Below are 10589 nucleotides of genomic sequence, written 5' to 3' on the forward strand. Positions count from 1 at the left end.
GAAGCGCCGTTGCCGGCGGTCGGCACCGTCGAGACGGCGACCGTAGTGCACGTCCCGCCGCCGCGGTTCGCGGACGACGCGCCGTACGTCACGGCTATCGCCGCGTTCGGCCCGGTCCGACTGACCGGCGTTCTCAAGGGAGTCGCGGTCGACGACGATGCGGATGATAGCGAGGGCGGCGAGGACGACGGGAATTCACCCCTCGTCGGGTTATCGGTGGAACCGGGCGTCGAGACGCGTTCGACCGACGGCGGGGCGGTGGTCGCGTTCCGACCGGTCGACGAGGGAGTGTGAGCCTTCCCACGGGCTACGCGCTGCGGGAGTCGACCCCCTCGGTCGCGGCGTTCATCCGACTCAGGCGGGCGGCCGGGATGGCCGACCGGTCCCGCGAGGCGGTCGCACGGGGGCTCCCGAACACGACGTACGGGGTCCACGTCGTCGAGGTCGGCAGGGGGGATCCGGGCGACGAGCCGGTAGGCATGGCGCGGATCGTCGGGGACGGCGGCAGCGTCTTCCACGTCTCGGATATGGCCGTCGCGGACGCACATCAGGGCCGGGGGATCGGGACGGCGATGATGGACGCACTGGTGGCGTGGCTTCGGGGGAACGCGCCGGACGGCGGGTACGTCAACCTGCTCGCGGACGTGGACGGGTTCTACGAGCGGTGGGGGTTCGAGGAGTCCGCACCGGCGTCGAAGGGGATGTGGGTGCGGACGGAGGCGCTGTCCGAGCGGTGACGCCGCGGCCGGGTCGGGAGAGTTATGCCGGCGGGGGCCGACGCACGATCCGTGCAGAAGACGGTACTCATCACCGGGTGTTCCTCGGGCATCGGTCGCGCGACGGCACACGCGTTCAACGACGAGGGGTGGACGACGTACGCCACCGCGCGGAACCCCGCCGACGTCGAGGCGCTCGGCGAGGCCGGGTGTGAGATCGCGACGCTCGACGTGACGGAGCAAGAAGACGTCGACCGTGTCGTCGAGCGGATCCTCGACGAGGAGGGGGCGATCGACGCGGTAGTGAACAACGCCGGATACGGGCAGTTCGGGCCGATAGAGGACGTCACCACGGAACGGGTCCACCACCAGTTCGACGTCAACGTGTACGGCCCACACCGGCTGATCCGGGCGGTGTTGCCGGCGATGCGCCGCGAGCGGGAGGGGACGATCCTCAACGTCTCCTCGGTCGCGGGGCGAGTGGCGTTCCCCGGCGGGGGCGTCTACGCCGGCTCGAAGTTCGCCGTCGAAGCGATGTCCGACGCCCTCCGAAACGAGGTCCGTGACCACGGGATCGACGTCGTCGTCGTCGAGCCGGGGCCGGTGAAAACGAACTTCTCGAAGCGGGTGGCGCGCGAGGCCGACCCCGAGGAGGCCGAGGGGATCGAACGCTCCGGCGCGTACGACGAGTTCTACGCGCTGTTCGAGGACACCCAAGCGATCGGCGGCGACGGCCCCGGGTCGGTCGAACCGACGCTCGTGGCCGAGGAGATCCTGAACGCCGCAAGCGCGACGAAACCCCCCGCCCGTGTCCAACCGGGTACGGTCGCGCGGGTCGGCGTCCTCGCCCGACACCTCCCAGACGCTCTCCGCGACAAGGGGTTCGACCTGATCCGGAAGTTCACGTCGTAGAGTCGGTCGGCCCCGATTCTGGCCCGACAACCGGCTCGGTTCCGAATTTATTGAGGCCCGACCCGTAATATTTGTTGACTGACTCACAAAAGAAATAAGTGTGTGAGAAAGTAGCACGAGTCATGTCAGAATCTGGCATGTCATTCAGTCGTCGTGACGTGATACTGACGACCGCCGGCGGGGTCAGTGTGGCCGGATTGAGCGGCAACGCCGCCGCGACTGACCGTGTCGAGGTCAACGTCGGGTTCGACAACGCGGCGGGACAGGCCGCGGCGACGAACGCCGCGACGGAGGTCAAACGGCAGTTCGCCTTCGACGCGATGACGATCCGCCTGCCGCTGGAGGCCGCGGAGAACCTCGCCGGAAACCCGAACGTCCGGTACGTCGAGGAGAACGGGACGATGCGCGCTCTCGATCAGACCACGCCGTACGGGGTCGAGATCACCGATGCCGACGTCGCCATCGACGACGGGAACACGGGCGACGGCGTGAGCATCGCCGTTCTCGACACGGGGATCGACGCCCAACACGAGACGCTGGAAGAGAACCTCGGTGAGGGGTGGGCGACGGACGACGCCGCCTGTACGACCGATTGCGGCGGCGGGCCGTTCGGCGGCGGGAACGATATCGACGAGTGTCTCGAGGAGTGGGACGACGACAACGACCACGGGACCCACTGTGCGGGGACGGCTGCCGCCGCGGACAACGGTGCGGGGGTACTCGGCGTCGCTCCCGACGCGACCCTTCACGCGGTGAAAGTGCTCCAGTGTGACGGGAGCGGGTCGTTCGACGACATCGCCGCGGGTATCGAGTGGTCGGCGGACCAGGGCCACGACGTCCAAAGTATGAGCCTGGGTGCCGACAGCGACTCCGACGTCGTCTCCGACGCGCTGGAGTACGCCGCCGACAAGGGCGTCGTGATGGTCGCGGCCGCGGGAAACAGCGGCCCCTGTACCGACTGTGTCGGCTTCCCGGCGCGACATCCGGAAGTGATCGCCGTCTCCGCGACCGACGAGAACGACGACCTCGCCGACTTCTCGTCGACCGGCCCCGAGGTCGAGCTCGCAGCGCCGGGCGTCGACACCCTGTCGACGATCCCCCGCGACGACTACGACGAGTTCTCCGGCACGTCGATGGCGTGTCCGCACGTGTCGGGCGCGGCGGCCACCCTGATCGCGGACGGAACCACGGACCGCGAGGCAGTCCGCGCGGAGCTGAAGGAGGCCGCCGATGACATCGATCTCGAGGAGAACGAGCAGGGTGATGGACGCCTGAACGTCGCCGCGGCGGTCGACTCGGACGACGATGACGATGACGAAGACGACGATGACGGAGAGGAAGCGGAGTCCGTCTCAGTCGTCACCGGCGATGCGACCGAGGTCGGCGAGACGACGGCCACGCTTACCGGCGAGGTCACGGAGCTCGACGGCGTAGACGACGCGGACATCGGGTTCGAGTACGGCGAGAGCGGCGGCGACCTCCCGAACGCCGTCGACGCCGGCACCGTCTCGGACGCCGACGCGTTCGACGCGACCGTCGACGGCCTCGACGCCGACACGGAGTACGAGTTCCGTGCCGTGGCGGAAACCCCGGAGGACGACGACGAGGGTGCCGTCCTCGCGTTCACGACCGACGAGGAGGAGGACGATGGCGGCGACAGCGCCCCGGTTATCGACGGGTTCGACGTCACCGACGACAGCAACCCCCAATGGACGCGTCACACGGTCGACTGGGCCGTCTCCGACGAGGACGGTGGCCTCGACTCCGTGACGAGCGAGCAGTTGGAGGGTGGCACCGTCGTCGACAGCGTCACCTCGAATGTGAGCGGCGACTCGGCCGACGGGAGTCACGACCTGGAGAGTCGGGGCACATCGGTCGACGAGGTTCGCCTCACGGTGACCGACGACGCCGGTACCGAGACTACCGAAACACAGGGCGTCTGAGACGGCCGATCTCGATCGGCCAGAGATCTGTGTCGACCGAGCAGGTCGACATCGGCGATCAGCGGTCGACGTCGGTAACCGCGAACGGGCTCTCCCCTTCTCGCCACTCCCAGCCGGGGAGCCGCGTTTGGAACCCGGCAGCGAGTGCGGCGTCGAGGTCGTCGACCCCGGCGTTCCCCGCGCCCGACGCGGTCGCGTCCTCGTCGACGTGGACGTCGGCGAAGTGGAACGTCGCCTGCGCTAACAGCGAGAGCGGTCGACCACCGGCGATCGTGGCGGCGAGCTCCCGGCCCAGCACCTCGTCGACGACGAACCCAGGGTAGTCGCCCTCGACATCCAGCTCGCGGAGGATGGCGCTGTACCCGGCAACGTTGACGGCGACCTCGCCGTCGGCGAAGACGGTGTCGACCTCACGGCGGTACGTGTCGGCGTCGATCCGGTCGACGTCGGTATCGAACAGCTCGCCCAATCGGTCGCGGGTGTCGTTGAGGATCGGGACGACGACGGGGGCACGATCGCGGATCCAGTCGTACTCGTCTCGGACGCTCTCGGTCGTCACGCGCATGGGATCCGTGGGAACGCCGGCCGGTATCGGTGTTGCGGAACACTGTCGGGAGGGAGACGAGTGACGGCGTGACATCCCTCCGTTTGCGAAGGCTTTTATAACGAAGGGAATGTAGTTGCTCACAAGCGGGTTTTCGCTGGCTGTTCCCGCACGGTACGCTACGGACAGTGCTTCCACTATGTCTACCGCTACCACGGTCGAGCGATCGACGACGCCTCGTGTGTCGTCGACCGACGAAACGACCCGGCGGCGGTGGCGAACCCGACGGCCCGCAGTGAGCTATGAGCCAAGTCGATACGCAACTCGAGAATCTGAAGTCAACGATAGAACAGGAAGTTCCGGACGACGTGAGCGTCACGGACGTGAAATACGAGGGGCCGGAGCTGGTCGTGTACACTCGCGACCCGAAGCGGTTCGCCGGTGACGGCGAACTGATCCGGCGGCTCGCCTCCAAACTCCGAAAACGGATCACGGTCCGCCCCGACCCGAGCGCCCTCTCACCACCCGATCAGGCGGAGTCGACGGTCCGTGAGGTCATCCCCGAGGACGCCGGCGTCACGTCGCTGGACTTTCACGAGGATACCGGAGAAGTCGTGATCGAGGCCGAGAAACCTGGAATGGTGATCGGCCGGCGCGGCTCCACGCTCCGTGAGATCACGAAGGAGGTCGGGTGGACGCCCGAGGTCGTCCGGACGCCGCCGATCGAGTCCTCCACCGTCTCGAACGTGCGGAGCTTCTTGAAGAACGAGCGCGAGGAGCGTCGCGACGTCCTCGAACGGGTCGGGAGACAGATCCACCGCGAGGAGATGTCCGACGACGAGTGGGTCCGGATCACGACGCTCGGCTGCTGTCGCGAGGTCGGCCGGGCCGCGTTCATTCTCAACACGCCCGAGACACGCATCCTCATCGACTGTGGCGACAAACCCGGTGCCGAAGGAGAGGTTCCGTACCTCCAGGTGCCGGAGGCGCTGGGTGCCGGCGCACAGAACATCGACGCCGTCGTATTGACTCACGCCCACCTCGACCACTCCGCGCTGTTGCCGTTGCTGTTTAAATACGGCTACGATGGCCCGATCTACACGACCGAGCCGACTCGTGACCTGATGGGGCTGCTCACGTTGGACTACCTCGACGTGGCGGCGAAGGAGGGACGCACCCCGCCGTACGAGTCCGCACAGGTACGGGAGGCGATCAAACACACCATCCCGCTGGAGTACGGCGACGTCACCGACGTCGCGCCGGACGTGAAGCTCACCTTCCACAACGCGGGCCACATCCTCGGGAGTGCCGTCACCCACTTCCACATCGGCGACGGGCTGTACAACGTCGCCTTCTCGGGCGACATCCACTACGAGGACACCCGCCTGTTCAACGGCGCAGTCAACGACTTCCCCCGCGTCGAGACGCTCGTCTTGGAGTCGACGTACGGCGGTCGCGACGACTACCAGACTGACCAGGAGGACTCCGAGGAGGCGCTCAAACGCGTCATCAACGAGACGTACGAGCAGGGCGGAAAGGTGCTCATTCCGGCGTTCGCGGTCGGCCGGTCACAGGAGATCATGCTGGTCCTGGAGGAGGCGATGCGCGAGGGCGATATCCCGACGATGCCGGTCCACCTCGACGGGATGATCTGGGAGGCAACGGCGATCCACACGACGTACCCGGAGTACCTCCGGGACGACCTCCGAGATCGGATCTTCCACGACGACGAGAACCCGTTCCTCGCCGAGCAGTTCAACCACATCGACGCCGGCGAGGACGAACGTCAGGAGGTCGCCGACGGCGACCAGTGTATCGTCATCTCTACCTCCGGGATGATCGAGGGCGGACCGATCATGTCTTGGCTCCGTCACATCGGTCCGGACCCGGACTCGAACCTGGTGTTCGTCGGATACCAGGCACAGGGGACGCTCGGTCGCCGGATCCAGAACGGCTGGGACGAGATCCCGGTCGACGGCTGGGGCGGCGGCGGTCGCGGCGACACCCTCACCCTGGAGATGGGGACGGAGGTCGTCGACGGCTTCTCCGGCCACGCCGACAGGCAGGGCTTGGAGAACTTCGTGAAGACGATGAACCCACGTCCGGAGAAGGTGCTCTGTGTCCACGGCGACGAGCGCTCCGTACAGGACCTCTCATCGGCGCTGTACCACGATTACAACATGCGGACGTTCGCGCCGAAGAACCTGGAGACGTTCCGGTTCAAGTAGGCCGTTCTCCCGTACTGCGTGGCGGTTCGTTCTCGACGGAGTGGCGACCGTCGCATCGACGCGAGCGTTTAACAGCCGTCGGGGCGACATCGCGCCATGCGCATCGCGCTCATCGCTCACGACGAGCTGAAAGACGAGATGGTCGCGTTCGTGACCGCTCACGTCGACACCCTCGGCGACCACGAGCTGATAACCACCGGGACGACCGGGACACGAATCGCCAACGAGACCGGGCTGGACGTGAACCGACAGGCGTCAGGCCCGCTCGGCGGCGACCTCCAGATCGGCGCGATGGTGGCGGACGGCCGGATCGACGGGCTCGTGTTCCTCCGTGACCCGCTCACCGCACAGCCGCACGAGCCGGACATCTCCGCGCTTTTGCGAGTGTGTGACGTGAAGGACGTGCCGGTCGCGACGAACCTCGCCTCCGCCGAGCTCCTCGTCGGCGGACTGTTGGAGGGGGGCGTGGCGGTCGACCCCGATCTCGTCGACGACGAGTCGCCGCTCACCGGTCCCGAGTATCAGGAGGAATAGTCGGGAGGACGGCGTTTATATCGGAGAGGACGTAGCCACGACCGATGGCGAACCGAGGATCGGACACGGGCGGGGCGGCGACCGCACGCGGAGCGTCGATGGCACGCGGAGCGTCGGGTACCGGTCGTTCGCGGCGTGTCGAATCCGCCGCTCTCGTGGTCCGCGTTGTGTCCGTCGCGCTCGCGATGCTACTTTTGACGACGCCGGCCGCGGGGGTAGCCGGCGGAGAGATAGCCGGTGGGAACACGGAGATCGCTGGGGGAAACGCAGGGGACGTCGCCAGTGAGGTCCACGACGCCGACGACTCGGCCGATCGGGACGCCCCGTTGACGAGGTGTTTCGTCGGCGACGGCTACCCGCTCTCGATCGGGAACGGGTCGGCGACCATCGAGGCGGCAGTGCACCTCTCGGTCCTGACTGATCCGGCCGCGGGCGACGAGTTCGGCATCGAGCTCGCCGGGACGATGGATCACGAGCCGATCGTGACGCTCGCGGCGGGGGTCCGGTTCGACGCGCCGGGGCTGCTCGCGACGGGTGTGAACCCGTTCGCGGCGTTCGACCTGTTGTACACCTACGAACTCCGGCTCCCGATGTTCGACGGCGTCGTGGACGACTCGGCGTACCGCGAGGACCGCCCGCCAGTCGGGTCGGCCGCGGGGACCGTCCCGTGTTGAGGTAGCCGCGGGAGTCCGGCGGTCGTGGCGGTCCGGCAGTCGTGGCGGTCACGGAGGTCGCGGAGGTCGTCGCAGTCCGGTAGTCTGGCACTCTAGCGATCACTCTGGTCGGACGCCGCGAACGAGGCCGAGCAGCTCCCGACGGGCGGCGTCGGCGTCGACTCCGCCCTGACCGTCGATCCGATAGGCACCGCCGGCGAGCAGATACTCGTCGGCGACCCACACCGCGAGGAGCGCCTCGACGGGGACGGACCCACCGGCTTCGGCGGAACATCGCCCCCGGAACGTGACGAGCGTCGCTTCGCTGGCGGACGGGTCGTCGACGGCGAGCGTCCGTTCCTCCTGGAGTGTAACGTCCTCGATGTCGCGGTCGGCGAGGCGCTCGCGGAACCCCGCCTTCGCGCGGTTCTCGACCAGACGGGTGAGCGCCGGGTTCGGGTCCCCGCCCGGTCGGATCCGGAGTCGACTCGCGAAACAGAACGGCCGGGGGTCGTCGAGGTCGGTTCGCTCGTAGCGCACGGTCTCCGCCGTCACCGAGACGGGACCCGCGGCGAACGGCCGTTCCGTGGTTCGTTCGACGCGCCGCCACCCTTCGAACCGATCGGCGGAGACGACCGGTGGATCCATACGCGCCGTTTCGGGAGGGAGTGTATAAACGACCGGGGCGGTGGTAGGCTGTGGACGGGTGGAGGGAGAAAGAGGACGGTCTCCGAGAGACGACGGACGACTGTGGGTCGACCGCTGCCGGGACCCGTTAGTGGTCGTCCTCGCGCCACTTGTGTTCGCAGTCGGTACAGACGAAAAAGCGGGTCTCCGACTCGTCTGCCGAACGGATCTGTTGCATGTACCAGTACGCCTGGTCGTTGCCGCATTCGGGACAGTGTGCCGTGGTCGTCGGGAGCCCCTTGTCTTCGGCGTCGCTGACGTCGATGACCTCCGACTCCTCCTGTGACTCCGTGATCCACGCGTCCTCCGACGCCGACTCGTCGCGGCCGGTCTCGTAGCCACAGGAACCGCACACCCAGTGGTCCTCACCCTCGCCGGACTTCATCATCGATCCACACTCGTCGCAGAACTTCATGTCCGAACCAGCAACGGCCGATATATAAGCGACGGGATCCCGAGCGAGCCTCAGGCGTGTGCGGCCAGCGCGAACCGGACCCGTTCCTCGTCGCTCCCCTTCGTCTCGCGCCCGGTCACGACGAGCTCCCCGATCTCACCCGTCGACCGCACGTGCGTTCCCGCACAGGCGGTGCGGTCGTACGGCTCGTCGTCCCCGTACGGCTCGTCGTCCCCGTACGCATCACCGTCGCCGTGCGGTTCGTCGCCGCCGATCTCGACGATCCGTAGCTCGGTGATCGAGTCGGGCAAGAGGTCGATCCGGGTCCGGTCCGTATCGAGCGTCGCCTCCGCGGTCGTCCGGTCCATCGTGTACCGCTCGACCGGGTAGTCGGCCGCGACGAGCTCGTTGAGCCGCGTCTCGATCCGGTCGAGGTCGGCGTCGTCGAACCGGTCGTACGCCGCGTCGAGGTGGGCGTGATCGGCGTACAGCTGGTTGCCGGTCGTGGGGGCGTCGAACTCCCGGAGCAACAGCGCCGACAACAGGTGTTGGGCGGTGTGATACCGGGCGTGTGCGTCCCGGCGGTCGGGATCGATCTCGCCGACGACGCGGGTCCCCTCGGGAGGAGTCCATCCGGAGTCGTCCCCGTCGACCGCGCCGTCCTCGTCAGGCGTGAGCGTGTGGTAGATCGTATCGCTCTTTTCCACGTCGACGACACGCCAGCGGCGGTCGGGATCGTCGGCGACGTAGAGGATGCCCGTGTCGTGCGGCTGACCCCCGCCGGTCGGGTAGAAATGCGTCCGGTCGAGAACGACCCGGTCGTCGAGCGCGCGTTCGACGGTCGCTTTGAACCGGCGAACGGAGTCGTCCGCGAGATACAGCTGTTCGGTCATACGATCCGGGAGCTGCCGCGCGGACTTATATGATCCACGTCGACGACAGGGACGGAGGGCCGAGAGGGACGGAGACGGAGGGCCGAGAGGGACGGAGACGGAGGGCCGAGAGGGACGGAGACGGAGGGGCGAAAGGGCGTCGTAACGACTAAGAACGAAACGCCCGTCGGTTACGGTAATGAATCACGAGTTTTTCGCCCGAGGTGGTCCCCGTGGGCGTCGAAATTAAGGAGACGGAGGTGAGCGACGAGGATTTCGAGGAGATGAAGCGGTTCGTTCGGGACTACCTCGCGGCCAGCGTCGAGAGCGAGGAGGACGGCGGTCGGATGCGGTGGTACCCGTGGCACTCCGCGGAGTACCGGTTCAACCACATCCTCAACGTCGTCGACCTCGCCGAGGAGATCGCCGAGGCGGAGGGTGCCGACGTCGACGTCGTCCGCGTGGCCGCGCTGTTCCACGACGTCGCCAAACTGGAGGCGGACCAAGACGTCCACGCCGAGGCGGGCGCGCGGGTCGCCCGCGAGTACCTCCAGAGCCGGGGGAACTACCCCGAGTCGTTCATCGACGAGGTGTGTGGCTCGGTGGTCGACCACTCCTACACCGGCGACCTCGCCGACGTTCCCTTGGAGAGCCGGTGTCTTATCGAAGCGGACGTGCTCGACAAGGTCGGCGCGAACGGGGCCGTGTTGATGCTGTTGCGGATGGGGTACGAATCTCGGACACACATGGACGCGGCGAAGATGATCGACCGGGTGCTCGATCGCGGCCGCGACCACACCGACCGGATCGTCTCCGACACCGCCGAGAGCATCGCCCACCAGCGGATCAAACGCGTGCGGTGGCTGCGCGAGTGGCTCGAAGCCGAAGTGAGCGAGATGGACGCCGACGGCGTCACGGAACGGTAGGTCGTCGCCAGTCAGGCGTCCGGATCGACGGCCGGAAGGGTCGTCTCTAGGTACCGGTGTATCCCGCGCTGGACCGACGGGATCCAGTCGTGGTCGTTCGTGGTCGCCCAGCGGAGCATCGCGCCGGAGGCGAGCGCCTGGAGCGTCGCGGCGACCTCGGCCGGCGTAACCGCGTCGCCG

At 67.5% G+C, this 10589-nt stretch carries 12 protein-coding genes; 8 read left to right on the forward strand and 4 right to left on the reverse strand.

Annotated features, from left to right (window positions below; genetic code table 11):
* From ACFQEU_RS06825 to ACFQEU_RS06840, 4 genes are all read left to right on the forward strand, one after another.
* A partial coding sequence (locus ACFQEU_RS06825) for an OB-fold domain-containing protein (RefSeq protein WP_379780571.1) occupies positions 1 to 294 on the forward strand: 294 nt, incomplete at its 5' end.
* Entirely contained in the window at positions 291 to 737 is a 447-nt protein-coding gene (locus tag ACFQEU_RS06830; protein WP_379780573.1) for a GNAT family N-acetyltransferase, read from the forward strand. The genes ACFQEU_RS06825 and ACFQEU_RS06830, both read left to right, overlap by 4 nt.
* A 24-nt stretch (positions 738 to 761) precedes the next feature.
* On the forward strand, positions 762 to 1628 hold the full coding sequence (locus ACFQEU_RS06835) for an SDR family oxidoreductase (RefSeq protein ID WP_379780575.1): 867 nt from the start codon (positions 762 to 764) through the stop codon (positions 1626 to 1628).
* Positions 1629 to 1750: 122 nt separating this feature from the next.
* Entirely contained in the window at positions 1751 to 3571 is a 1821-nt protein-coding gene (locus ACFQEU_RS06840) for a S8 family peptidase (RefSeq protein ID WP_379780577.1), read from the forward strand.
* 58 nt (positions 3572 to 3629) lie between these two features.
* Here the strand turns inward: ACFQEU_RS06840 and ACFQEU_RS06845 are convergent, their stop codons facing one another.
* Positions 3630 to 4136 (reverse strand): hypothetical protein, encoded by a 507-nt coding sequence (locus tag ACFQEU_RS06845; protein WP_379780579.1) that lies wholly within the window; start codon positions 4134 to 4136, stop codon positions 3630 to 3632.
* 281 nt (positions 4137 to 4417) lie between these two features.
* Between ACFQEU_RS06845 and ACFQEU_RS06850 the strand changes: the two genes are divergently transcribed.
* The 3 genes from ACFQEU_RS06850 (at position 4418) to ACFQEU_RS06860 (ending at position 7551) form a co-directional block, all read left to right on the forward strand.
* Positions 4418 to 6343 (forward strand): beta-CASP ribonuclease aCPSF1, encoded by a 1926-nt coding sequence (locus ACFQEU_RS06850; protein WP_379780581.1) that lies wholly within the window; start codon positions 4418 to 4420, stop codon positions 6341 to 6343.
* A 96-nt stretch (positions 6344 to 6439) separates the two neighbouring features.
* Positions 6440 to 6877: a methylglyoxal synthase gene (locus ACFQEU_RS06855; protein WP_379780583.1), complete on the forward strand. Its 438-nt coding sequence runs from the start codon at positions 6440 to 6442 to the stop codon at positions 6875 to 6877.
* 44 nt (positions 6878 to 6921) lie between these two features.
* Complete coding sequence (locus tag ACFQEU_RS06860; RefSeq protein ID WP_379780585.1) at positions 6922 to 7551, forward strand: DUF7332 family protein; 630 nt, start codon at positions 6922 to 6924, stop codon at positions 7549 to 7551.
* A 99-nt stretch (positions 7552 to 7650) separates the two neighbouring features.
* On the opposite strand, the gene ACFQEU_RS06865 is transcribed toward ACFQEU_RS06860, so the two are convergent.
* The 3 genes from ACFQEU_RS06865 to ACFQEU_RS06875 form a co-directional block, all read right to left on the reverse strand.
* Positions 7651 to 8178 (reverse strand): DUF6517 family protein, encoded by a 528-nt coding sequence (locus tag ACFQEU_RS06865; protein WP_379780588.1) that lies wholly within the window; start codon positions 8176 to 8178, stop codon positions 7651 to 7653.
* A gap of 127 nt (positions 8179 to 8305) precedes the next feature.
* Positions 8306 to 8632 carry a transcription factor S gene (locus ACFQEU_RS06870; RefSeq protein WP_379780590.1) on the reverse strand — a complete coding sequence of 109 codons (327 nt, stop codon included), beginning with the start codon at positions 8630 to 8632 and terminating at the stop codon, positions 8306 to 8308.
* Between the two features lie 50 nt (positions 8633 to 8682).
* Entirely contained in the window at positions 8683 to 9504 is an 822-nt protein-coding gene (locus tag ACFQEU_RS06875) for an alanyl-tRNA editing protein (RefSeq protein ID WP_379780592.1), read from the reverse strand.
* 203 nt (positions 9505 to 9707) lie between these two features.
* Here ACFQEU_RS06875 and ACFQEU_RS06880 point away from each other — a divergent pair, with 203 nt between their 5' ends.
* On the forward strand, positions 9708 to 10409 hold the full coding sequence (locus ACFQEU_RS06880; protein WP_379780594.1) for an HD domain-containing protein: 702 nt from the start codon (positions 9708 to 9710) through the stop codon (positions 10407 to 10409).
* Positions 10410 to 10589: the final 180 nt, after the last annotated feature.

This window comes from Halorubrum tibetense, assembly GCF_042661865.1.
Lineage (GTDB): Archaea > Halobacteriota > Halobacteria > Halobacteriales > Haloferacaceae > Halorubrum > Halorubrum tibetense.

What these genes read in the sequence shown, in the direction of transcription:
- ACFQEU_RS06835 (WP_379780575.1), top strand. Translation starts at nt 762, where the DNA reads ATGCCGGCGGGGGCCGACGCACGATCCGTGCAGAAGACGGTACTCATC.
- ACFQEU_RS06840 (WP_379780577.1), top strand. Translation starts at nt 1,751, where the DNA reads ATGTCAGAATCTGGCATGTCATTCAGTCGTCGTGACGTGATACTGACG.
- ACFQEU_RS06845 (WP_379780579.1), bottom strand. Translation starts at nt 4,136, where the DNA reads ATGCGCGTGACGACCGAGAGCGTCCGAGACGAGTACGACTGGATCCGC.
- ACFQEU_RS06850 (WP_379780581.1), top strand. Translation starts at nt 4,418, where the DNA reads ATGAGCCAAGTCGATACGCAACTCGAGAATCTGAAGTCAACGATAGAA.
- ACFQEU_RS06855 (WP_379780583.1), top strand. Translation starts at nt 6,440, where the DNA reads ATGCGCATCGCGCTCATCGCTCACGACGAGCTGAAAGACGAGATGGTC.
- ACFQEU_RS06860 (WP_379780585.1), top strand. Translation starts at nt 6,922, where the DNA reads ATGGCGAACCGAGGATCGGACACGGGCGGGGCGGCGACCGCACGCGGA.
- ACFQEU_RS06865 (WP_379780588.1), bottom strand. Translation starts at nt 8,178, where the DNA reads ATGGATCCACCGGTCGTCTCCGCCGATCGGTTCGAAGGGTGGCGGCGC.
- ACFQEU_RS06870 (WP_379780590.1), bottom strand. Translation starts at nt 8,632, where the DNA reads ATGAAGTTCTGCGACGAGTGTGGATCGATGATGAAGTCCGGCGAGGGT.
- ACFQEU_RS06875 (WP_379780592.1), bottom strand. Translation starts at nt 9,504, where the DNA reads ATGACCGAACAGCTGTATCTCGCGGACGACTCCGTTCGCCGGTTCAAA.